The sequence below is a fragment of the Halorhodospira sp. 9622 genome, assembly GCF_022228025.1.
In the GTDB taxonomy this organism is placed as follows: domain Bacteria; phylum Pseudomonadota; class Gammaproteobacteria; order Nitrococcales; family Halorhodospiraceae; genus Halorhodospira; species Halorhodospira halophila_A.
Genome location: NZ_JAJNRE010000001.1, coordinates 57,456 through 78,131, shown reverse-complemented (window position 1 = coordinate 78,131; position 20,676 = coordinate 57,456). Strand labels below are relative to the sequence as shown.

The window sequence follows — 20,676 nt, the reverse complement described above, 5'->3', positions numbered from 1 at the left end:
TACGCAAGGAGTAACTCGATAGCATGAGTAATCAAGACTACAAGGTTGCCGATATCTCCCTGGCCGACTGGGGCCGCAAGGAGATCAAGATCGCCGAGAGCGAGATGCCGGGTCTGATGGAGACCCGGCGCGAGTTCGCCGCGCAGAAGCCCCTCAAGGGTGCGCGCATCGCCGGCTGCCTGCACATGACCATCCAGACCGCGGTCCTGATCGAGACCCTGCAGGAGCTGGGGGCCGAGGTTCGCTGGTCCTCCTGCAACATCTTCTCCACTCAGGACCAGGCGGCCGCTGCCGTTGCGGCCAACGGCACCCCGGTCTTCGCCTGGAAGGGCGAGACCGAGGAGGAGTACTGGTGGTGCATCGAGCAGACCATCAACGGTCCGGACGGCTGGAAGCCGAACATGCTGCTGGACGACGGTGGTGACCTGACCGCCGTGATCCACGAGCAGTACCCGGACATGATGAAGGACATCTACGGTGTCTCCGAGGAGACCACCACCGGCGTGCACCGTCTCTACGAGATGAGCCGCAAGGGCGAGCTCGGCATGCCGGCGTTCAACGTCAACGACTCGGTCACCAAGTCGAAGTTCGACAACCTCTACGGCTGCCGTGAGTCGCTGGTCGACAGCATCAAGCGCGCCACCGACGTCATGATCGCCGGCAAGGTGGCTGTCGTGGCCGGCTTCGGCGACGTCGGCAAGGGCTCGGCGCAGTCGCTGCGTGGCCTGGGCGCCCAGGTGTGGGTCACCGAGGTCGACCCGATCTGTGCCCTGCAGGCCTCCATGGACGGCTACAAGGTCGTCACCATGGAAGAGGCCGCCCCGGTGGCCGACATCTTCGTCACCGCCACGGGCAACTACAATGTGATCACCCACGATCACATGAAGGCGATGAAGGACGAGGCCATCGTCTGCAATATCGGCCACTTCGACAACGAGATCGACGTGGCGAGCCTGAAGCAGTACAAGTGGGACGAGATCAAGCCGCAGGTCGACCACATCGAGTTCCCGGACGGCAAGAAGATCACCCTGCTCGCCGAGGGCCGTCTGGTGAACCTGGGCTGCGCCACCGGCCACCCGTCCTTCGTGATGTCCAACTCGTTCACCAACCAGGTCATGGCTCAGATGGAGCTCTACAACAACCCTGGCAAGTACGAGAAGGACGTCTACGTGCTGCCCAAGCACCTGGACGAGAAGGTTGCGGCGCTGCACCTGGGCCGCGTCGGCGCCAACCTGACCCGTCTCAGAGAGGAGCAGGCCGAGTACATCGGCGTCTCCGTGGATGGGCCGTTCAAGCCGGAGTGGTACCGCTACTAAGCCGGTAAGCCACTACGGCTTGACCGACAGACCCGGGGGGGGGGCCCCCCCCCCCCCGGGGGGGGGGGGGGCCCCCCCCCGGCCCCCCCCCCCCCGGGGGCGCCCCCCCCCCCCCCGGGGTCTCGGTTGAGCGCCCAGAGCGTTCAGCGTTCAGCGTTCGGGCCAAGCGGTCCGAACGCTGAACACTGAGCACTGAACGCTTCGAGTCAATCGGAGGGGTTCAATGGAAAGTCAAAAGAAACACCCCCGCGTCTTCAGTTTCGAGTTCTTCCCGCCCAAGACGGACGAGGGGGCCGAGAACCTGAAGGCCACGCGGGAGCGCTTGGAGCGGCTGAACCCGGCCTACTTTTCGGTGACGTTCGGCGCCGGGGGGTCGACCCAGGATCGCACCTTCGAGACGGTCATCGACATCCAGCGCAGCAGCACCGCCGACGCGGCGCCCCACCTGTCGTGCATCGACGCCAGTCGGGATCGGCTCAAGCAGATGATCCTCGACTACAAGGAGCAGGGTGTGAAGTACATCGTTGCCCTGCGCGGCGATCGGCCGTCCGGCTCCGGATCCATGGGCCAGGGCGAGCTGAGTTACGCCAACGAGCTCGTCGAGCTCATCCGCGAGGTCACCGGTGACCACTTCTACATCGAGGTGGGTGCCTATCCGGAGTTCCACCCGGAGGCCCCGGACGCCCTGACCGATATTGAGAACTTCGTCCGCAAGGCCAAGGCCGGCGCGGACTCGGCAATCACGCAGTTCTTCTACAACGCGGATTGCTACTACCGCTTTGTCGAAGATTGCGAGAAGCGCGGGGTGGACATCCCGATCGTCCCCGGCATCATGCCGCTGATGAACTTCGAGCAGCAGGCGCGTTTCGCCGCGGCCTGCAAGGCCGATATGCCGCGCTGGCTGGCACAGCGGATGGAGGCCTGGAAGGATGACCCGCAGTCGCGGATGGAGTACGGCATCGACGTCGTGACGCGGCTGTGCGAGGACCTGCTGGACAACGGTGCGCCCGGTATCCACTTCTACGCCCTGAACAAGGCGCCGGTGGTCGAGCGCATCTGGCACAACCTCGGGCTGTCGGAGCAGACCGGCGGCGAGGTGCGCAAGCCGGACGAGGTCGAGGTGCCGGCGCAGCCCTGAGACCGGCGCTGCACCAGAATCGGCCGGAACGAGACCCCCGCCGGGCAGGTGCCTGGCGGGGGTCTTTTGCAATGGGCTGGGGCCGATGGGTCGGTTTTAGAGGTTCTCCTCCAGCCATTCCAGCTCCTGCCAGAGCTGCGCCGGGAGCCGGTCGCCGAACTGCGCGTAGTGATCGCGGATAAGCTCGATCTCCCGCCGCCAGCCCGGGGCGTCCACCTCCAGCAGGTCGGTGAGGGTCTCCGGGCCGATCTCCAGGTCGCTGAGGTCGACGTCGCCGGGGCGAGGCAGCCGCCCGATCGGGCTCTCGAGGGCGTCGATCTCGCCTCGGTTGCGCTGGAAGATCCACTTCAGGACCCGGGCGTTATCGGAGAAGCCCGGCCAGATGAAGCGGCCGTTGTCGTCCTTGCGGAACCAGTTGACGTGATAGATCGTCGGTAGCTGGCGTCCCGACTGCTCGCCCAGCCGGAGCCAGTGGGCGAAGTAGTCAGCCATGTTGTAGCCGCAGAACGGCAGCATGGCCATGGGATCGCGGCGCAGGGCCCCCAGGTTGCCGGTGGCAGCGGCGGTCTTCTCGCTGCCCATGACCGAGCCGAGGAAGACCCCGTGCTGCCAGTCTCGCGCCTCCTGGACCAGGGGGATGGTCTCGCCCCGGCGGCCACCGAAGATGATGGCGTCGATGGGCACACCCGCCGGGTCGTTCCACTCGGGGGCGATCGCCGGGCACTGGTGGGCCGGGGCCGTGAAGCGGGCGTTGGGATGGGCTGCCGGCTCGCCGCTGTTCGGCGTCCACGGGCGTCCTTTCCAGTCGGTGAGTTCGGCCGGCGGCTCGTCGGTCATCTCTTCCCACCAGACGTCGCCCTCGGGCGTTCCGGCGACGTTGGTAAAGATGACGTTGCCGTGGAGGGCCTCCATGGCGTTGGCGTTGGACTTGTACGAGGTGCCCGGCGCCACCCCGAAGAAGCCGGCTTCGGGGTTGATGGCGTAGAGGCGCCCGTCAGAGCCGAACTTCATCCAGGCGATGTCGTCGCCGATGGTCTCGACCTTCCAGCCCGGCATGGGCGGCCGCAGCATGGCCAGGTTGGTCTTGCCGCAGGCCGACGGGAATGCCCCGGCCATGTACTGGACGTCGCCATCGGGGCTGGTGAGCTTGAGGATCAGCATGTGCTCGGCCAGCCAGCCCTCGTCCCGGGCCATGGCCGAGGCGATGCGCAGGGCGAAGCACTTCTTGCCGAGTAGCGCGTTGCCGCCGTAGCCCGAGCCGTAGGACCAGATCTCCCGGGACTCGGGGAAGTGGACGATGTAACGGTTGTCCGGATCGCAGGGCCAGGGCACGCCGGGGTCGCCGTCACGCAGCGGATAGCCCACGGAGTGGAGGCAGGGGACGAAGCGTCCGTCACGGCCGAGGACGTCGAGCACCGGCTGACCTACACGGGTCATGATGTGCATGTTGGCCACGACGTAGGGCGAGTCGGTGAGCTGGACGCCGATGTGCGCGATCGGCGAGCCCACCGGCCCCATCGAGAAGGGAATCACGAAGAGGGTGCGGCCCTCCATGCAGCCGTCGAACAGGCCGCGGAGGTGGCTGCGCATCTCCTCCGGGTCGGCCCAGTTGTTGGTGGGGCCGACGTCGTCGGGATCGGTCGAGCAGATGAACGTGCTGTCTTCAACCCGAGCCACATCGGCCGGGTCCGAGCGAATGAGCAGGCTGTTGGGGCGTAGCTCGGGGTTGAGCCACTGGGCGGTTCCGTCGGCGACCATGAGCTGGCACATGGCCTGGTACTCGTCCCTTGAACCGTCACACCAGTGGACGTTGCTCGGTCGGCACAGCTGGCGGATCTCCTCGACCCAACGAAGCAGCTGTTGGTGTTCCGTCATGGTTCCTCCCGTGGGGCGCGGCGTCGGTTTTAGCAACGACCTATCAATGAACATGATGGGTCATGGTTTCGCGATTGTTAAGTCGCAGCCTACCACGGTGTCCGCGTTTGCGGCCTGAACGGGGTGCGTTATGGTTACGGCATGAGCCAAAGACGGAACACCACCGCCGGGATGCCTATCCACCCGGGCGAGGTGCTGCTCGAGCAGTTCCTTGAGCCGGCCGGGTTGTCCCAGTACAAGCTGGCTCGCGCCATCGGCGTGCCGCCCCGGCGCATCAATGAACTGGTATTGGGCAAGCGCGGCATCTCAGCGGATACCGCGCTGCGTCTGGCCCGTTTTTTCGGCACTGCGCCGGAGCTGTGGCTGCAGCTGCAGAATCAGTACGACCTGGATCGTGCGCAGATCGTTTTGCAGGGCAAGTTGGAGACGATCCAGCCGCTGGCTACCAGGGAAGGATCTCCCGGTTAGGGGCGTGCCAGAAGCGCCCCGAGTCTTCCAGGCTGACTTGGTCCATCCGGTCGATCAGCCCGGCAGCGGACTCCGGCGGGTCGATTAGGCCGTTTTGGCTGGTCATGTCCGTGCGCACCCAGCCGGGGTGTAGCAGGGCCACGGCGATCCCGCGCGGGCGTAGGTCGTGGGCCAGCGAAACGGCCGCCATGTTCACCGCGGCTTTCGACATCCTGTATCCGTAGCTATTGCCAGAGGTGTTGTCGCCGATCGAGCCCATGCGACTGGTGACGATCCCCAGTTTACCGCCGTCGCTGAGCAGGGGATGGAGTGCTTCCGCGGCCATCAGCGGGCCGAGGGCGTTGGTCTCGAACTGGGCGCGGATACCCGCCACCGCGGCCTCGTCGAGGGCGCCCAGGCGCTGGACCCGCATCAGCCCGGAGACCACCAGGACCCATTCCAGGGGTTGCCCGGACAGTTCGTCGGCCAGGGCATCGAGCGTGTCGTGCCGGGTGATGTCCACTCCTTCGTGGACCTGGGCGCCGATGTTGCGCAACTCCTCCGAGGCGCTGCGCGCGGTAGCGATTACGTGGTCGCCGCGCGCACAAAGCTGCCGCGTGGTCTCCAGGCCGATGCCTCGGTTGGCGCCTAGGATCAATTTCGCCATTATGCTGCCTCCTAGTGGTGATCGCCCTCGGCGCGGCGCCAGAGCAGGTGGAGGATCGGGGCGGTATCGCCGCCACTCCCCCGCTCCTGCCAGAGGTCGCCGGCGGCCGCGGCGGTGGCCATCCAGCTCGCCACACAGCGGGCCTCGTCCGGACCGCCGGGATGCCCCCGGTAGGCGATGACGCTGATCAGGCCGCCGGGCCTGAGCAGTTGCCGGGCGGCGTCCAGTGCCGGCCTGGTCCGCTCCGGGTGCGTCGTGACGCTTCGGTCGCCTCCGGGCAGGTAGCCGAGGTTGAACATGACGGAATCGACGCTGCCGTGCCAGTCCGGCGGCGTCAAGCCGGCCAGGTGCCGATGATCGGCCTGGACCAGGTGGCAGGCGGGCAGGTGTCCGCGTGCTGCTAGGCGAGCCCGCGTATTCTGCAGGGCGTCCCACTGCAGATCGATGACCAGGATACTGCCTCCGGGGTTGGTCTGGGCGGCCAGGAAGCAGGCATCGTGGCCGTTGCCGGCCGTGGCGTCGACCGCGCGGCCGCCACGGCCCAGCACCTGGGCCACGTGGCGGTGAGCGGTCTGCGTCAGGGGTTCGCTCATTCCGGGCGAGCGGGTGCCAGGCAACCCTCGGGCAGTGGTGCGTCCTCGAGCAGGTGCTCGGCCAGCCGCTCGGCTAGGTAGGGGGCCTGGAGCATGGCGCGGGCGCCGAGGCCGTTGAGTACGGCGGCCGGTCGGCCGGGGATTCGGCCGAGCACCGGGCAGCGCTGCGGGGTGGCCGGTCGGGTGCCGGCCCGATGCTCGACGACCTCCATCCGTGGCGGCCGAGAAAGCAAACGGGGGAGCTGGCCGAGCAGGGTTTCGCGACCGGACTCGGTGGCTGCGGCAGGGGTGTCGGGCTTGCCGTAGGTGGCGCCGAGCCGGAAGACGCCGCGCTGTCCGGGCTGCGGTGCCAGGTAGCCAGCTCGGCCATGGTAGATGTGGTTGGGGATCGGGTGCGTGGGGCGCACGGTGAGCACCTCGCCGGGGACGCACTGCAGACCGACGCCGGCCAGCCAAGGGTTGTCCGAGCCGCTGGGGCCGTCGCAGAAGACCACCTCACGGTAGCGCTGGCCCTGCCAGGTGACTCCATCGGCATCGGTTCGGAGCTCCTCGGTCGTTACCATCCCGTCGCGCAGCGAGTCCCGATCGCGCAGATAGTCGGCGACGTGACCGAGCAGCGCCGGGACGTTGACCTGCCCACCGCGGATCTCGAACCCGCCCCAGGGGTCGGCCAGAACGCCATCGTGATCGCCGGGTGAGAACTGCCGCCCGAGCCAGCGGGCAAATGCCGGGTCGAGGCTGCGCTTCTGGAATTGCCGCAGTTCTTCGCGGCCGCCGGCCATGTGCAGGATGTCGTGGGACTGCAGCAGACGCTGCCCGAAGCACCGCTCCAGGCTGCGATAGCGCCGCCACGAGCCGGCGGCGGTCTCCGCGCCGCTAGGGGGGAAGGTCAGGCGCGGACCGGCGATCGGTGTGGCCAGTCCCGGGGTGACCCGCGAGGGGGCGTCGGTCTTGCCGTCATCCACCACAGTCACCGCCGCTCCGCGTTCGAGCAGACTCAGGGCGACCAGGCTGCCGGCGAGGCCCTGGCCGACGATCAGGAAGGGGGGTTGGCTCATTGGGGACTCCTCACAGCGGTCACAGGTTGATGTTGCGGTCTTCGATCTCCGGCAGAGCAGGGCGCTCGCCACGGGCGCAGCCACGCAGCCATTCGATCTCGCGCGCCCAGCCCTCGGGGCCGGCGGGCGTCTCGAGCAGTTGTGGCAGGGCGCGGGTGCGGGCGTCGGTGACCGCGCGCTCAAAGGCGTCGGGGCCGATCTCGCCACGGCCGATAAGCGCGTGCCGATCCTTGCGACTGCCGCAGGGTGGGCGCGAGTCGTTCAGGTGCAGCGCGACCAGCCGGCGCAGGCCGATATGGGTGTCGAAGGCTGCCCACATGGCCTCCCAGCCCGTAGCGGTATGCAGCTCGTAGCCGGCGGCAAAGGCGTGTGCGGTGTCGATGCAGACCCCGAAGCGTTCCGGGGTCTCCAGCCGTTCCAGGATGGCGGCCAGCTCGGCGAAGTCGGCGCCCACGGTGGTGCCCTGGCCGGCGACGTTCTCCAGGACGAGACAGACATCCGTTTTGTCCGGGTGGTTGCGGCAGATGGCATTGAGCGTGGCCGCAATGGCCTCGATCCCGGCCTCGGTTCCGGCCTGGAGGTGGGCACCGGGATGGAAATTGAGCAGTTCAATGCCGAGCCGGTGGCAGCGCTCGAGTTCGGCTTCCAGCGCTGCCTGCGACTTGGCGTGCTTTTCCGGATCGGTGGCAGCGAGGTTGATCAGGTAGGAGGCGTGGCTCATCACCGAACCGATGCCCTGCTCCGCCCGAACGCGTCGGAAGGCTTCGGCCTCCTCGGCAGTGATCGGCTTGACCTGCCAGCTGCGCTGGTTTCGGGTGAAGACCTGGATGCTATCGCAGCCGATCTCCCGGCCGCGTTCCGGGGCGCGCTGCGGCCCGCCGGCCGCCGAGACGTGAGCGCCGAGTTCGGGCATGGCTTGTCCTCCTCGGGAAAGGGGCGCAGTCTACTAATATTGGGGTAGGCACGCATGGGTTATGACATCAGCGCGAAGGAGGTCGCAACATGTCGAAAGTGTGGGTAGTGGCAGCCGACGCAGCCCAGGCACGGGTCTTTGCCAGCGACCAGCGCTCGGGCCAGTCCCTGCAGGAGGTCGAGACTTGGGTGAACCCGGAGCTGCGTGTACCGGCCCATGAGTTGGTGACGGACCGCCCGGGTCGGATCTCGGAGTCCGCCGGAGGTGGGCGCCATGCGATGGATCCGCCCACCGACATCAAGGAGGTGGAGTCAGATCGTTTTGCCCGTGAGCTGGTGCGATGGCTTGAGCAGGCCCATCAGCAAAAGCGTTTCGAGCATCTGGTGGTGGCGGCTGCGCCGCATTTTCTCGGACAGATCCGGCATCACTTGGATGGTGGGCTGAAAGCGGCGATCAGCCATGAGGTGGACAAGGACATCTGCCACTTGGAGCGGCCCGAGCAAATCCGCAAACATCTGCCGGATTTCCTCTTCTGAGCAGCCGATGCCACACCCGCAGACAGCAAGGCCGCCCTTCGGGGCGGCCTTGCTGTATTCCACCGGTCCGTGGGGAAGACCCGGCGCCCAGGTATGGTGCCGATCAGGCGCGGGCCCTCTGGCGCTGCCCATGCCCCGACGGGGCCATGCCCAGCAGGTACTGGATCGGCGGGAAGGTCGCGGCGGCCGCGGCCAGGCCGAGCCCCACGGAGATGCCGAGCAGGCCCAGATAGTCGGTGGCTCCGTACAGGTTGGCCCAGCTCGCGCCGGTGTGGGCCGGCAGCAGGAATACCGAGATGAGGGCCACGACACCGCCCACGCCCAGGGCGCTGCCCAGGGCCCGACCGAAGTTGCGGAAGCTGCTGCCTACGCGTGCGATGAGCAGGGCCAGCAGGATAAGGTCGACGATGGCCAGGATGATGATCGCGGGCAGGGTGCCCCCGAGGAACTGGATGGCCACGGTAATGGTTTCCATAATCATGCTTCTCTACCCCCTTCGCTGGTTCAGGACATGCGGCCGTGGAGCATGGCGTTGTAGGCCGGGAGCAGCAGGTGCTCCTTCATCACCCAGGCCATCCAGTGCTCGCGGTAGGGGCTGATGAAGCCGAACGAGGGCGTCATTTCCAGATCGTAGTTGAACTCCACCAGGATCGCCTGGCCGATTTCGGTAATCAGCGGGCAGGAGGTGTAGCCGTCGAACTCGGCGGTGGGCTCCCGGTCCTGGATGACGCGGATCAGGTTCTCGACCATGACCGGGGTCATGTTCTTGACCGTGGCCGAGGTCTTGCCGATCGGCACGCCGCAGCAGTCGCCGGCTCCGAAGACGTTCGGGTAGCGCTTGTGCCGGAGCGTGTACTGATCCACCTCCAACCAGCCGCCATCAGCGTAGGGGGCTTCCCGGGCCGCGAGATCGCTCTCGCGCAGCGGCTCGGGGGCGCTCATCGACGGCGGCAGGTGGATGAAGTCGTAGGACTCGGTGTACTCCCCGTCCCCGTCCGATTCGAAGGTGACCCGCTTCTGCTCCGGCTCGATGCCCTTGACCCGGTGGTGCCAGTGCACGTCGATGTCCCGCTCCTCGGGGAAGTGGCGCTTGAGGAACTCGTCGATATCCGGTTGTGAGAACAGGCCGTCGCCCGGGGCGTAGTAATGGAGGTCGGCATTGCCGCGCATGCCTCGCTGGCGCAGGCGGTGCTCGGTGATCATGCTCATCTTCAGCGGGGCGCCGGCGCATTTGATCGCCCCCGGCGGGCGGATGAACAGGCCCTTGCCGCCTTCCTGCAGGTAGTTCTCCACCGCGTTCCAGGTGGCGGACGCGTTGCCGGGGTTGTCGTAGACGCAGCCGATGCCGTGGGAGCCGATCAGGTCGGCGCTCATGCCCTCGATGCGGTCGAAGCGCAGCTCCAGACCAGTGGTCACGACCAGGTAGTCGTACTCCAAGGTCTCGCCCTCGTCGGTGACGAGGCGGTTGTTCTCCGGGTCGTACTCGGCGACCATCGCTTTGACCCAGTTGACCCCGCTGGGGACGTAACGCTCGTTACGGTCCTCGGTCTTGCTCCGAGGCCACTCGCCGGTGGCCACCAGCGTCAGTCCGGGCTGGTAGTAGTGGTCCTCGCGGCGGTCGACGAGGGTGATCTCGGCGCCGTCCAGGGCCCGGCGCAAGCGGTTGGCGGCGTTGAGCCCGCCGGCGCCGGCACCGACGATCACGATGCGGGCGTTGGTCTGAACCGCCCGGGCCGGCTCGCTGTGGAGCAGGGTGCCCGCCCCGAGGGCGCCGGCCGCGATCGCCCCGGTGCTCATCCCGGAGAGCTTGAGGAAGTCGCGCCGGCTGCAGGCCTCCACCAGGCGCTTGAGGTCGAGCCCCTCGGACCCGGATGGGGAGTGGTCGTTCATCTCGCTCCTCCTGACTGCATGCTGCAGTTGTTTTTTGTCCGCTTGTGAAGCGCCGCGGATCGGTTATATCGATCTCTCGCGATGTTTGCTCAATGTATACGAGTGGCGGGCGCTGTCAAAGCGTCGATTTGATATTAATCATGTCAATGATGGTTCGTCGCCCCGGGGTGAGGGGGCGGCTCAGTCGCGGTGACCGCACAGTCGCGACAGCCCCTCCCGATGCCCGACCTCGTGGCTTGACGGGAGACGCGCCCCCTCCGGGTCCTGGAGCCAGGCAAGCAGGTCCGCGTGTACGCGGTCGCGCTGCAGGTCGCGGGTCAGCAGGTGATGGCCCTCCGGGTAGAGGGCCAGGCGCCACTGTCCCGGCGGGCGCTGCGGGAGCCGGTGGAGCATCAGACAGGTGGGTTCTGGCGGGATGACCTCATCCTGCTCGCCGTAAAGGATCAGTGCCCGCGAGTCCAGCTGCTCGCTGGCCTCTAGGGCGCGGTCCATGAGGTCGGTGACCCCGGCCAAGGCGCGGGCACTGACTTCGCGCTGGATGAGCGGATCCTCTCGCCACTCCTCGAGGACCTCGGGGTTGTCCGTCGGATCGACCCCCAGATCCTCGCCGCTCAGGCGCAGACCGGGGGTCAGGCGTGAAGAGAGCCACAGGCCGGTGCGCTGATACCAGGGCATCGCCTCGCGCCCCCAGACCGCCGGGGCCAGGAGCGCGGTGCCGGTGATCGCCTCCGGCGATTGTTCGGCGACCAGGATCATGGCGATGGCCCCGCCCATGCTATGGCCCATGAGGTAGAGCGGGGTATCGGGGTAGCGTTCGGCCAGCAGCTCGACGGCCGTGGCGGCATCGTCGATCAGTGCCTGCCCCCCAGGCCAGGTGCCCGCGTCCCCGGTTTCACCGAAACCTCGGTGGTCGTAGGCGTAGGTGGCGACCCCACCCTCGGCGAGGTGTTCGGCAGCGAAGCGCATGCCGCGGCTATAGTCATTGAGCCCGTGCAGCGCCAGAACCACGGCGTCGGCGCTGTCGTCGTGCTCGGGGCCCCAGCGTCGGTAAGGTAGCCGGTAACCGTCGTCGGCGAGGATGTACCCCTCACCCCAGGCGGGTGTCTCGCCGGGCGGGTCTGCCGGGCCGTCCACAGCGGCGCGGCTGCAGCCGACCGCCAGCGTGGCGAGCAGCAGCGGGGTGATGGCGAGGGTCAGTCTGCGCAAGGGGGCCCCGGTTGGCTGCCTACTGGTCGCGACGGCGCATGAACAGACGCATCTGCGCCTCGAGGCTGTCGGCAAAGGAACGCGCCTCGATCTCCCGGTCGATGGCTCGGTGGAGTTCCCGCAGCTGGTCGAGGGAGAGTTCCTGCAGCCGCTGCTTGATATTGGGTTGTTTCTGCAAGGGGTCTCGGTTCATCCGTCCTGAGTTGGTTGGCGCCTGGTGGGTGGCTTGCGTCTGCGACCTGTTCCGGTGGCTCAGGCGGCCTGAGCCTCGGCGGCCAGCTCATGGATGCGATCGACCATGGCGAAGAAGCCGTCCCGCCGGTTGGGGCTGAGGTTGCGCTCCAGTCCCAGCTGGCGGAACACCTCACGGATATCGGTCCGCTGGATCTCGTCCGGCGTGGCGCCGGAGTAGGCCATGAGCACCAGCGCAATCAATCCCTTGACGATGAAAGCGTCGCTGTCGGCGAGGAAGACCAGCCGCTGCGGGTCGTTTTCATCGCGCCGGCACACCAGCCAGACGTTGCTGGTGCAGCCCTCCACCCGGTTGGCCTCGGTCCGTTCCGCCTCCGGGAATTCCGGCAGTTGCCGGCCCAGGTCGATCAGGATGCGGTAGCGTTCCTCCCAGTCCTCAATGAACTCGAAGGTCTCCTTTAACTCGTTGAGATCCATAGGCTTTTGTCGTGATCGGAGTCTGGCCGGTGCGGTGGGTCCGGCACCGGGCGGAGTACAGATAGGGATCTATAGGATAATACGTTACGACCGATTCCGCGAGGCCGTCCGCCGTGCGTAGACGGTGATCTCCTCACGGTCGTGATAGAGCTGCGCGGCGTGCACCCGCGCGCCGGTGGCTCGGATCGCCTCCAGGGCGTGGCGTACGGTCTCCAGTGGACGGCGCATGGGCAGCTTCAGATTGAATACTGCCGCCCTGGCCCGCGCCTCGCGCAGCCACTGTGCCATCAGGCGTGTGATCCCCTGCGGCCGGTCCACGACGTCGCAGACCAGCCAGTCCACCTCCGCTCGTGTCCGGAAGCGGAAGGCGTCGGTACGCCGGTGTTCGACACCGGGATCTTGGGCAAGGTCCGGGGCGAGCGGGCCGTTATCGATGGCGGTCACGGTGAGCCCGCGCTCGCGCAGCAGCCAGGTCCAGCCGCCCGGGGCCGCCCCGAGGTCCACGGCGTGTTCGCCGGGGTAGGGCTGCTCGTGCTCCGGAACCAGGCGGTGGAGCGCCTCCTCGAGCTTGAGCACCGAGCGGCTTGGCGCGCTTCGCGGCATCCGCAGCCGGGGGATGCCGCCCGGCCAACCGCTGGCAGGGCCGACAGCGGCTAAGCAGTGGCGGGAGTCGGGGAACAGCAGGCGCAGACGCTGCTGCGGATCGCCGGCAGTCACCCCGGCCTGAGTCAGCGCGTGGCGCAGGGGGCCAGCGAAGCGTCGGCAGAAGCGGGCCAGGGGACGGCCTTCGTCGCTGTCCGGGTACTCGAGCCATGGGGAGGCACCGCCGGTCGCCGGGGGCAGCGCCGCCGCAATGGCTTCCGCGCGGCCGCCTTCCGGGAGCCCCTGCAGCTCGTCGACTAGGCCGGCTGCAGCGCGTGCAAAGACCAATGGCGGTGGCTGTTGCGGGGCGTCCCCGGCCGGGGCGTGGAAGACCACATAGGCGCTCTGCTCCCGTGCCCGGCAATAGCCGTGTACGCCGATTTCGCGCGCCGCTGCGGTAGCCTCGGAGGCGAGGCTCTGCTCGTAGCCGGCGCGGCAGTGGAGGATCCAGCCTTGCCATTCCATGGCCCCATTGTACGGGTAGCGAGCCCGCCCCGGGGGCGACTATGCTGAGAAGGCGCATTCGTACCGTGCCTGAGGGGTATACCCATGGAAACCGTTCTTATTGTCGTCCTCGCCGTGCTGCTTTCGATCGTCGTCTCGGCGATCCGGGTCCTGCGCGAGTACGAGCGAGGTGTAATTTTCCAGCTCGGGCGTTTCTGGAGCGTTAAGGGCCCGGGCCTGATCCTGGTCATCCCCTTCATCCAGCAGATGGTCCGCGTCGACCTGCGCACGGTGGTCATGGACGTACCGAGCCAGGATGTGATCTCGCGGGATAACGTCTCGGTCGGCGTCAACGCGGTGCTCTACTTCCGCGTCATCGACCCGCAGCGGGCCATTATCAATGTTGAGGACTACCTCTCGGCGGTCAGTCAGCTGGCGCAGACCACGCTGCGCTCGGTGCTTGGCCAGCACGAGCTCGACGAGATGCTGGCCGAGCGGGACAAGCTCAACGCTCATATCCAGGAGATCCTCGATCAGCAGACGGACTACTGGGGCGTGAAGGTGGCCAACGTGGAGATCAAGCACGTCGATATCGACGAGTCGATGATCCGGGCCATCGCTCAGCAGGCCGAGGCCGAGCGTGCCCGGCGGGCCAAGGTCATCCACGCCGAAGGCGAGATGCAGGCGGCCGAGAAGCTGCGGGATGCCGCCGAGGTGCTCGGCCAGAGCCCGGCCTCGCTGCAGCTGCGCTACCTGCAGACGCTGGTCACCGTGGCCAACGAGAATGAGAGTTCTTCGATCGTCTTCCCGCTTCCGCTGGAGCTGTTGCGTGCCTTTGGATACAGCGAGGGGCACGGGCCTGGTAGCGGTGCCCACGGGCAGGGGACGACCACCGGTGATGGAGGTGCGCGCTGAGCCGACGGCGGAGCCAGGGGGTCGAAGGTGGGGAGCGCCGGGGACGGCCGCGGCAGCGGCCCGCCCCCGGCGCCGAGGATGCCGCGCAGATCGAGGGCTTTCTCGACGCCCTGTGGGCCGAGCAGGGGCTTTCCGATGCGACCCTGTCGGCCTATCGCTCGGACCTGGAGGGGTTTGCCGCGTTCCTTGATCGGCGCCACGGGGGCGGGCTTGCCAAGGCGCAGCGCAGCGATGTCTTGGCCTATCTGGCCGAGCGGGTGGCCGCCGGGGCGCGGCCGCGGACCACGGCACGTCTGCTCAGCAGCCTGCGCCGCTTCTATCGCCGGCTGGTATCGACCGGGGTCCGTGGCGAGGATCCCACCGCCGAGGTCGAGGCGCCCCGTCTCGGCCACCCCCTGCCGGGCACGCTGACCGAGCGCCAGGTCGAGGCCCTGCTTGCTGCGCCGGATACCGACGAGCCGCTGGGACTGCGGGACCGCTGTCTGCTTGAGGTGCTCTACGCCACCGGGCTTCGGGTCTCGGAGCTGGTGGCATTGCGGGTGGACGGGGTAAGCCTGCGCCAGGGTCTGGTGCGGGTCGTCGGCAAGGGGGGGCGGGAGCGTCTGGTCCCGCTAGGCGAGGAGGCCCTGGACTGGCTGCGCCGATACCTGGATGAGGTGCGTCCGCTGCTGCTTGGTGGTCGGGTGGCCGAAGCCCTATTCGTGACGCGGCGCGGAGAAGGGCTGACGCGTCAGGCCTTCTGGTACCGGGTCAAGCGCTACGCCGTCGAAGCGGGGATCGATCCGGCCATCTCGCCCCACACGCTGCGCCATTCCTTCGCCACGCATCTACTCAACCACGGTGCGGATCTGCGTGCTGTACAGATGCTGCTGGGCCACGCCGATCTGTCCACCACCCAGATCTACACCCACGTGGCCCGGCAGCGTCTGCAACAGCTCCATGCCGCGCACCACCCGCGCGGCTGAACCCGGCCGGAGGCTCAGCGCTCCAGGTGCTGGAGCTTGTCCGGCTTGCCGTCCCACTCCTCGGCGTCCGGCGGCGGATCCTTCTTCTCGGTGATCAGCGGCCACTTCTGGGCGAGCTCGGCGTTGAGCTCTAGGAAGTGCTCCATGGACGGCGGCAGGTCGTCCTCGGAGTAGATAGCCTCGGCCGGGCACTCCGGCTCGCAGAGGGTGCAGTCGATGCACTCATCCGGGTCGATGACCAGGAAGTTCGGCCCCTCGTGGAAGCAGTCCACGGGGCAGACCTCCACGCAGTCGGTGTACTTGCACTTGATGCAGTTCTCGGTGACGACGTAGGTCATGTAACTGGCTCCGTTGCCGTTTCAGGTCCTTCACCTGGGAGGTGATGGTGCCCAACCGGGCACCCTACCCGCGGCGAGCATTCTAACGACTCATGCACCGCGGTCCTACTCCTCGCACTGTCCCTTCAGCCAATAGATGGTCTCGAGGGCTTCCCGCGGGGTCAGCCCATCCGGGTCAAGGTTTTCGACCGCCGTGCGGACCGGGTCCGGTTCGGGCTCCGGCTGCGCCGGCGGCTGCAGGACCGGTTCGGGGCCGAACAGCGGCAGCTGGGCGGAGCCGCTGTCGTCGCCATCGCCCGACTCGAGGCTGCGCAGCTTCTCCCGCGCTGCCTGGAGGACCTCCTGCGGGACCCCGGCGAGGGCGGCCACCTGCAGTCCGTAGCTCTGGTTGGCGGGGCCGTCGCGCACGGCGTGCAGGAAGACGATGCGTTCGCCGTGTTCGGCGGCCTCCAGGTGGACATTGATGACCCCGGGGTGGATTTGCTCCAGGGCGGTCATCTCAAAGTAGTGGGTGGCGAACAGCGTGAAGGCCCGGATGCGCGTGGCGAGGCGCTCGGCCGTCGCCCAGGCCAAGGCCAGGCCATCGAAGGTGCTGGTACCGCGGCCGATCTCGTCCATCAGCACCAGGCTCTCGGCGGTGGCGTTGTGGAGGATGTTGGCCGTTTCGGTCATTTCCACCATGAAGGTGGAGCGGCCCGAGGCAAGGTCGTCGGCGGCACCGATGCGCGTGAAGATGCGGTCGATGGGGCCCAGGGCCGCGCGTTGCGCCGGGACGAAGGCGCCGGCGTAGGCTAACAGCGTGATCAGGGCGGTCTGCCGCATGTACGTCGATTTGCCGCCCATGTTCGGACCGGTGATCAGCAGCATGCGCCGGCGGTTGTCCAGGCGGACGTCATTGGGCACAAAGGGGGCATCCAGGGCCTGTTCGACGACCGGGTGCCGGCCGCCCTCGATGCGTACCCCGGGGGTGTCGGCCAGCTCCGGCTGGACATAGTCGAGGGTCCGGGCCCGCTCGGCAAAGGCGGCCAGGGCGTCTAGCTCGGCCAGTGCGGCGGCGCTGTGCTGGAGGGGGGTTAGCTCGGTGGCGAGGCCGGCAACCAGCTCTTCGTAGAGCGCCTTCTCGCGGGCCAGGGCGCGCTCGCGGGCGGAGAGGACCTGCTCTTCGAAGCGCTTGAGCTCCGGGGTGATGAACCGCTCGGCCGCCTTGAGGGTTTGGCGGCGGGTGTAGCGCTCCGGCATTTGGCTGCTCTGGCTGCGGCTGACCTCGATGTAGTAGCCGTGGACTCGGTTGAAGCCCACCTTGAGGGTCGGGATCCCGGTGGCCGCCCGCTCCTCGGCCTCCAGCGCAGCCAGGTAGTCATCGGCATTGCGCGACATCGAGCGCAGCTCATCGAGTTCGCCGTCGAAGCCGTCAGCAATGACGCCGCCGTCACGCACGGTTGCCGGCGGTGCATCGATGATCGCCCGCTGCAGCAGGTCGACGGTCTTCGGGTGTTCATCGAGCTCGACCCCAAGCTCCTGCAGGCGGTGGCTGTTGAGCTGCCCGAGAAGGATCTGCAGCTGGGGCAGACGCTCCAGCGCATCGCGCAGGCCGGTCAGATCCCGGGGGCGCGCCGTGCCGAGGGCGACCCGGGCGAGGATGCGCTCGACGTCGGCGCAGCCTTCTAGGGCGTTGCGCACGTCGGCGAAGGCACCGTCGGCCAGGGCAGCCACGGCGGCATGGCGGGCAGCGATGGTCCCGCGCTGACGCAGGGGGCGTTGGAGCCAACGGCGCAGCAGCCGGCCGCCCATCGCGGTGACGCTGGTGTCCATCACCGAAGCCAGGGTGTGCTCGGTCCCCCCGGAGAGGTTGCGCTCGATCTCCAGATTGCGCCGGCTGGCGGCGTCGATGGTGATGGCCTCGTCCCTCGACTCGACGGTCAGGGCGCCCACGTGGGGCAGGGCAGCCCGCTGAGTCTCATTAATGTACTGCAGGAGCGCACCGGCGGCGGTCACCGGGGCGTGCAGCTCCTCGGCGCCGAAACCGGAGAGGTCGTGAGTGCCCAGCTGGCGCAGGAGCAGGCGCCGGGCTGTATCGTGCTCGAAGTGCCACGGCGGGCGGCGCTGTGCCACGCATCCCCCCTCCGGCGCCGGAGTCTGGTCATCATCGGGGAGGATGAGTTCCGCGGGCCTTAGGCGCTCGAGCTCGGCAGCGAGGGACTCCTGGTCGGGTGCTTCGAGCACCGAGAAGCGCCCGGAGGAGAGCTCTAGGGAAGCCACGCCGAATCGGCCCTTGGGCCCTGGGGCCACGGCGGTGAGCAGGTTGGCACTGCGCTCCTCGAGCAGGGCGTCCTCGGTCAGGGTGCCGGGGGTGACCACCCGCACCACCTGGCGCTCCACCGGCCCCTTCGCGGCGTTGGGATCGCCGATCTGCTCGCAGATGGCCACCGACTCGCCGAGCCGGACCAGGCGGGCGAGGTAGCTCTCGACGGACTGGACTGGCACGCCGGCCATCGGGATCGGCGCGCCCGCTGATTCGCCCCGGGTGGTCAGGGTGATGTCGAGGAGTTTCGCGGCGCGCTCGGCATCCTCATAAAATAGTTCGTAGAAATCACCCATCCGGTAGAACAGCAGAGTCTCCGGATACTCCGACTTGATGCGCAGGAACTGTCGCATCATCGGGGTGTGTCCGGCGCCTGCCTCGGCGGTTTCGGCCTCTTGGGTAGCTGCTGCCATGGGGTGATTCCGGTGCCGCGTTGGATGAGGGGGAGATATGGTACACGACGACCGCACACTGCAAGAGCACGCGCGACAGGTTGGTGAGGCGTTGCAGCGATACGACCTCAGTCTGGCGGTGGCGGAGTCGTGCACGGGCGGGTTGCTGGCCAAGATCCTGACCGATGGTGGTGGTGCGTCCAGCTGGTTCGAGCGTGGGTTGGTGGTTTACAGCAATACGGCCAAGCGGGAGTTGGCAGGCGTCCCGCAGCGACTGATCGAGCAGCACGGCGCGGTCAGCCAGGAAGTGGCCGAGGCGTTGGCCCTTGGGGTGCTGGGCCGCGCGCCGGTGACCCACAGCGTGGCGGTGACTGGTGTCGCCGGCCCCGAGGGCGGGACGGCGGCCAAGCCCGTGGGCACGGTGTGGATCGCCTGGGGGTCGCCGGCCGGGGTCCAGGCCCGGATGTACCGGTTCCCAGGGGATCGGGACGCCGTGCGCCGGGCCAGCGTGGCTATGGCCCTTGAAGGGCTGCTGGAGCGTTGCCGGGGGGCGGCTTGAGCGGTGGTGCGGACAGGCCGCGTCTATATCAGATACTCCAGCGCTGGGCGCTAGCGGCCGATACCTCGAGTCAGGGGGCGTGACGGCGCCAAGGATGCCGGCGGGGCTGTTAGAATCGTTCGATAGTGCCGGGTGAAAGACTCGGCCGGGTTGTGGAATAATCCGCGACCCTGGCGGCGGGCCGGTGGCAGGGACGCAGACCGGGTCGAGGGGGCGCCGGAGCCCGTCATCATGGGGCAATCACGCGACGAGGTGGATTCGGAAATGGATGACGATCGCAAGAAGGCGCTCGGCGCCGCATTGGGGCAGATCGAGAAGCAGTTCGGCAAGGGCGCCGTCATGCGCATGGGTGACGCCCGCGCCGTGCGCGGGGATGTCAAGAGCATCTCCACCGGGTCACTGGCCCTGGATGTGGCGCTGGGTATTGGTGGTCTGCCGCGCGGGCGGGTGGTCGAGATCTACGGGCCGGAGTCGTCCGGGAAGACGACACTGACCCTGCACATCATCGCCGAGGCGCAGAAGGCCGGTGGCGCGGCGGCATTCGTTGATGCTGAGCACGCCCTAGACCCGGACTACGCGGAGGCGGTCGGGGTGGATATCAACGACCTGTTGGTCTCGCAGCCGGATACTGGCGAGCAAGCGCTGGAGATCGCCGATATGCTGGTCCGCTCGGGAGGGCTCGACGTGGTGGTGGTCGACTCGGTGGCCGCCCTTACGCCGAAGGCCGAGATCGAAGGCGAGATGGGCGATTCCCACGTGGGTCTGCAGGCGCGGCTGATGTCCCAGGCGCTGCGCAAGCTCACCGGCAGTATCCAGCGCTCCAACACTTTGGTGGTTTTCATCAACCAGATCCGCATGAAGATCGGTGTGATGTTCGGCAGCCCCGAGACCACTACCGGTGGCAACGCGCTCAAGTTCTACTCGTCGGTGCGCATGGACATCCGCCGCCTCGGGGCCATCAAGAAAGGTGACGAGGTCCTTGGTAACGAGACCCGGGTCAAGGTGGTCAAGAACAAGATGGCACCGCCGTTCAAGCAGGCGGAGTTCGAGATCCTCTACGGCGAGGGGATCTCCCGCGAGGGTGAGATCATCGACATGGGCGTCGCCCAAGGGTTCGTGGACAAGTCCGGTGCCTGGTACAGCTACAACGGGGATCGCATCGGGCAGGGCAAGGACAACGCCCGGCAATTCCTGCGCAACAATCCGCAGATCGCCGCCGACATCGAGGCCCGCATCCGCGAGAAGGTCCTCGGTACGGCTATTCCCGAGGCCGAAGCGACCGAGGGCGACGGTTCCGGCTCGGATTCGGACTCCGGCAAGGGGGCATGAGCGAAGCCGGGGTGGAGCCCGGGGCTGTGCGGGATGTAGCCCTGCGCCTGCTGGGCCGGCGCGAGCACACGCGGCGTGAGCTGGCGCAGAAGCTGGCCCGCCGCGGTTTCGATCCGGGCGAGGTGGAGCCGGTGCTCGAGGCCCTGGTCGATGAGGGGTTGCTGGACGAGACGCGCTTTGCGGAAGTCTTTGTGCGCAGCCGCGTCGAGCGGGGCCAGGGTCCGGTGCGTATCGCGCAGGAGCTTCGCCAGCGCGGAGTGATCGGCGGTGTGATCGACGAGGCGCTGGCGGACGCCGGTGTCGATTGGTGGGAGCAGGCCCGCGCGGTCCGTCAGCGTCGCTTCGGCGCGGTCGTTCCTGCGGATCGTCGAGAGGCGCTGCGGCAGGCGCAATTCCTGCAAAGGCGCGGGTTTACGGCAGAACAGGTGCGTGCGGCTGTGGCCGCCGCGGACGAAGACGACGAAAGGGGCCCGTATGGGTGA

Annotated in this window: 22 protein-coding genes; 9 read left to right on the top strand and 13 right to left on the bottom strand. The window is 67.8% G+C overall.

Features of this window, described 5'->3' with window-relative positions; all coding sequences use genetic code 11:
- Positions 1-23: 23 nt before the first annotated feature.
- A complete protein-coding gene (gene ahcY, locus LRG07_RS00375; protein WP_201242169.1) occupies positions 24-1,316 on the top strand; it encodes an adenosylhomocysteinase in 1,293 nt (430 codons plus the stop codon).
- A gap of 223 nt (positions 1,317-1,539) precedes the next feature.
- Entirely contained in the window at positions 1,540-2,454 is a 915-nt protein-coding gene (metF, locus tag LRG07_RS00370) for a methylenetetrahydrofolate reductase [NAD(P)H] (protein WP_201171167.1), read from the top strand.
- A gap of 96 nt (positions 2,455-2,550) precedes the next feature.
- Here the strand turns inward: metF and LRG07_RS00365 are convergent, their stop codons facing one another.
- Positions 2,551-4,329, bottom strand: coding sequence for a phosphoenolpyruvate carboxykinase (GTP) (locus LRG07_RS00365; protein ID WP_201171165.1), 1,779 nt, complete (start codon positions 4,327-4,329; stop codon positions 2,551-2,553).
- A gap of 141 nt (positions 4,330-4,470) precedes the next feature.
- Here LRG07_RS00365 and LRG07_RS00360 point away from each other — a divergent pair, with 141 nt between their 5' ends.
- Positions 4,471-4,797 carry a HigA family addiction module antitoxin gene (locus LRG07_RS00360; protein ID WP_201171163.1) on the top strand — a complete coding sequence of 109 codons (327 nt, stop codon included), beginning with the start codon at positions 4,471-4,473 and terminating at the stop codon, positions 4,795-4,797.
- On the opposite strand, the gene LRG07_RS00355 is transcribed toward LRG07_RS00360, so the two are convergent.
- The 4 genes from LRG07_RS00355 to LRG07_RS00340 are packed head-to-tail and all read right to left on the bottom strand — an operon-like array spanning position 4,772 to position 8,007.
- On the bottom strand, positions 4,772-5,443 hold the full coding sequence (locus LRG07_RS00355; protein ID WP_238641548.1) for an SDR family oxidoreductase: 672 nt from the start codon (positions 5,441-5,443) through the stop codon (positions 4,772-4,774). The genes LRG07_RS00360 and LRG07_RS00355 overlap by 26 nt on opposite strands.
- An 11-nt stretch (positions 5,444-5,454) precedes the next feature.
- Positions 5,455-6,036 (bottom strand): class I SAM-dependent methyltransferase, encoded by a 582-nt coding sequence (locus LRG07_RS00350; RefSeq protein WP_201242171.1) that lies wholly within the window; start codon positions 6,034-6,036, stop codon positions 5,455-5,457.
- Positions 6,033-7,094: an FAD-binding oxidoreductase gene (locus tag LRG07_RS00345; protein WP_201242172.1), complete on the bottom strand. Its 1,062-nt coding sequence runs from the start codon at positions 7,092-7,094 to the stop codon at positions 6,033-6,035. The genes LRG07_RS00350 and LRG07_RS00345 overlap by 4 nt, the downstream gene beginning before the upstream one ends.
- A 19-nt stretch (positions 7,095-7,113) precedes the next feature.
- Entirely contained in the window at positions 7,114-8,007 is an 894-nt protein-coding gene (locus LRG07_RS00340; RefSeq protein ID WP_201171153.1) for a deoxyribonuclease IV, read from the bottom strand.
- 89 nt (positions 8,008-8,096) lie between these two features.
- Between LRG07_RS00340 and LRG07_RS00335 the strand changes: the two genes are divergently transcribed.
- Positions 8,097-8,543, top strand: coding sequence for a host attachment protein (locus LRG07_RS00335; protein WP_201171150.1), 447 nt, complete (start codon positions 8,097-8,099; stop codon positions 8,541-8,543).
- Between the two features lie 103 nt (positions 8,544-8,646).
- Here LRG07_RS00335 and LRG07_RS00330 read toward each other — a convergent pair whose 3' ends face one another.
- The 6 genes from LRG07_RS00330 to rlmM all read right to left on the bottom strand — a co-directional run bounded on the left by LRG07_RS00330 (position 8,647) and on the right by rlmM (position 13,415).
- Positions 8,647-9,018 carry a hypothetical protein gene (locus LRG07_RS00330; protein ID WP_238632504.1) on the bottom strand — a complete coding sequence of 124 codons (372 nt, stop codon included), beginning with the start codon at positions 9,016-9,018 and terminating at the stop codon, positions 8,647-8,649.
- Between the two features lie 29 nt (positions 9,019-9,047).
- Positions 9,048-10,433 carry an NAD(P)/FAD-dependent oxidoreductase gene (locus tag LRG07_RS00325; RefSeq protein ID WP_201242174.1) on the bottom strand — a complete coding sequence of 462 codons (1,386 nt, stop codon included), beginning with the start codon at positions 10,431-10,433 and terminating at the stop codon, positions 9,048-9,050.
- 180 nt (positions 10,434-10,613) lie between these two features.
- The gene (locus LRG07_RS00320; RefSeq protein ID WP_201242175.1) at positions 10,614-11,639 is read right to left on the bottom strand and encodes an alpha/beta hydrolase; all 1,026 of its coding nucleotides are present in this window, start codon (positions 11,637-11,639) and stop codon (positions 10,614-10,616) included.
- Between the two features lie 19 nt (positions 11,640-11,658).
- Positions 11,659-11,817, bottom strand: a complete 159-nt coding sequence (locus LRG07_RS00315) for a hypothetical protein (RefSeq protein WP_238641547.1) — start codon at positions 11,815-11,817, stop codon at positions 11,659-11,661.
- Between the two features lie 74 nt (positions 11,818-11,891).
- Positions 11,892-12,308, bottom strand: a complete 417-nt coding sequence (locus LRG07_RS00310; protein ID WP_201171135.1) for a SufE family protein — start codon at positions 12,306-12,308, stop codon at positions 11,892-11,894.
- An 84-nt stretch (positions 12,309-12,392) separates the two neighbouring features.
- Positions 12,393-13,415 carry a 23S rRNA (cytidine(2498)-2'-O)-methyltransferase RlmM gene (gene rlmM / locus LRG07_RS00305; protein WP_201242176.1) on the bottom strand — a complete coding sequence of 341 codons (1,023 nt, stop codon included), beginning with the start codon at positions 13,413-13,415 and terminating at the stop codon, positions 12,393-12,395.
- An 84-nt stretch (positions 13,416-13,499) separates the two neighbouring features.
- Between rlmM and LRG07_RS00300 the strand changes: the two genes are divergently transcribed.
- Both LRG07_RS00300 and xerD read left to right on the top strand, forming a co-directional pair.
- Positions 13,500-14,309, top strand: a complete 810-nt coding sequence (locus LRG07_RS00300) for a slipin family protein (RefSeq protein WP_201171132.1) — start codon at positions 13,500-13,502, stop codon at positions 14,307-14,309.
- An 89-nt stretch (positions 14,310-14,398) separates the two neighbouring features.
- Positions 14,399-15,274 (top strand): site-specific tyrosine recombinase XerD, encoded by an 876-nt coding sequence (xerD, locus tag LRG07_RS00295; RefSeq protein WP_238641593.1) that lies wholly within the window; start codon positions 14,399-14,401, stop codon positions 15,272-15,274.
- A 14-nt stretch (positions 15,275-15,288) separates the two neighbouring features.
- On the opposite strand, the gene fdxA is transcribed toward xerD, so the two are convergent.
- A complete protein-coding gene (gene fdxA, locus LRG07_RS00290; RefSeq protein ID WP_011814444.1) occupies positions 15,289-15,612 on the bottom strand; it encodes a ferredoxin FdxA in 324 nt (107 codons plus the stop codon).
- A gap of 105 nt (positions 15,613-15,717) precedes the next feature.
- Complete coding sequence (gene mutS, locus LRG07_RS00285) at positions 15,718-18,327, bottom strand: DNA mismatch repair protein MutS (protein WP_238641546.1); 2,610 nt, start codon at positions 18,325-18,327, stop codon at positions 15,718-15,720.
- A gap of 37 nt (positions 18,328-18,364) precedes the next feature.
- On the opposite strand from mutS, the gene LRG07_RS00280 reads away from it, so the two are divergent.
- The 3 genes from LRG07_RS00280 to recX all read left to right on the top strand — a co-directional run bounded on the left by LRG07_RS00280 (position 18,365) and on the right by recX (position 20,676).
- Positions 18,365-18,865, top strand: coding sequence for a CinA family protein (locus LRG07_RS00280; protein WP_201171127.1), 501 nt, complete (start codon positions 18,365-18,367; stop codon positions 18,863-18,865).
- A gap of 264 nt (positions 18,866-19,129) precedes the next feature.
- Positions 19,130-20,194, top strand: coding sequence for a recombinase RecA (gene recA, locus LRG07_RS00275; protein WP_201171181.1), 1,065 nt, complete (start codon positions 19,130-19,132; stop codon positions 20,192-20,194).
- The gene (gene recX / locus LRG07_RS00270) at positions 20,191-20,676 is read left to right on the top strand and encodes a recombination regulator RecX (protein ID WP_201171124.1); all 486 of its coding nucleotides are present in this window, start codon (positions 20,191-20,193) and stop codon (positions 20,674-20,676) included. The genes recA and recX overlap by 4 nt, the downstream gene beginning before the upstream one ends.

What these genes read in the sequence shown, in the direction of transcription:
- rlmM (WP_201242176.1), bottom strand. Translation starts at nt 13,415, where the DNA reads ATGGAATGGCAAGGCTGGATCCTCCACTGCCGCGCCGGCTACGAGCAG.
- fdxA (WP_011814444.1), bottom strand. Translation starts at nt 15,612, where the DNA reads ATGACCTACGTCGTCACCGAGAACTGCATCAAGTGCAAGTACACCGAC.
- LRG07_RS00360 (WP_201171163.1), top strand. Translation starts at nt 4,471, where the DNA reads ATGAGCCAAAGACGGAACACCACCGCCGGGATGCCTATCCACCCGGGC.
- recX (WP_201171124.1), top strand. Translation starts at nt 20,191, where the DNA reads ATGAGCGAAGCCGGGGTGGAGCCCGGGGCTGTGCGGGATGTAGCCCTG.
- metF (WP_201171167.1), top strand. Translation starts at nt 1,540, where the DNA reads ATGGAAAGTCAAAAGAAACACCCCCGCGTCTTCAGTTTCGAGTTCTTC.
- LRG07_RS00345 (WP_201242172.1), bottom strand. Translation starts at nt 7,094, where the DNA reads ATGAGCCAACCCCCCTTCCTGATCGTCGGCCAGGGCCTCGCCGGCAGC.
- recA (WP_201171181.1), top strand. Translation starts at nt 19,130, where the DNA reads ATGGATGACGATCGCAAGAAGGCGCTCGGCGCCGCATTGGGGCAGATC.
- LRG07_RS00325 (WP_201242174.1), bottom strand. Translation starts at nt 10,433, where the DNA reads ATGAACGACCACTCCCCATCCGGGTCCGAGGGGCTCGACCTCAAGCGC.
- ahcY (WP_201242169.1), top strand. Translation starts at nt 24, where the DNA reads ATGAGTAATCAAGACTACAAGGTTGCCGATATCTCCCTGGCCGACTGG.
- LRG07_RS00280 (WP_201171127.1), top strand. Translation starts at nt 18,365, where the DNA reads ATGGTACACGACGACCGCACACTGCAAGAGCACGCGCGACAGGTTGGT.
- LRG07_RS00355 (WP_238641548.1), bottom strand. Translation starts at nt 5,443, where the DNA reads ATGGCGAAATTGATCCTAGGCGCCAACCGAGGCATCGGCCTGGAGACC.
- LRG07_RS00330 (WP_238632504.1), bottom strand. Translation starts at nt 9,018, where the DNA reads ATGGAAACCATTACCGTGGCCATCCAGTTCCTCGGGGGCACCCTGCCC.
- LRG07_RS00300 (WP_201171132.1), top strand. Translation starts at nt 13,500, where the DNA reads ATGGAAACCGTTCTTATTGTCGTCCTCGCCGTGCTGCTTTCGATCGTC.
- LRG07_RS00340 (WP_201171153.1), bottom strand. Translation starts at nt 8,007, where the DNA reads ATGCCCGAACTCGGCGCTCACGTCTCGGCGGCCGGCGGGCCGCAGCGC.
- LRG07_RS00335 (WP_201171150.1), top strand. Translation starts at nt 8,097, where the DNA reads ATGTCGAAAGTGTGGGTAGTGGCAGCCGACGCAGCCCAGGCACGGGTC.
- LRG07_RS00350 (WP_201242171.1), bottom strand. Translation starts at nt 6,036, where the DNA reads ATGAGCGAACCCCTGACGCAGACCGCTCACCGCCACGTGGCCCAGGTG.
- mutS (WP_238641546.1), bottom strand. Translation starts at nt 18,327, where the DNA reads ATGGCAGCAGCTACCCAAGAGGCCGAAACCGCCGAGGCAGGCGCCGGA.
- LRG07_RS00310 (WP_201171135.1), bottom strand. Translation starts at nt 12,308, where the DNA reads ATGGATCTCAACGAGTTAAAGGAGACCTTCGAGTTCATTGAGGACTGG.
- LRG07_RS00365 (WP_201171165.1), bottom strand. Translation starts at nt 4,329, where the DNA reads ATGACGGAACACCAACAGCTGCTTCGTTGGGTCGAGGAGATCCGCCAG.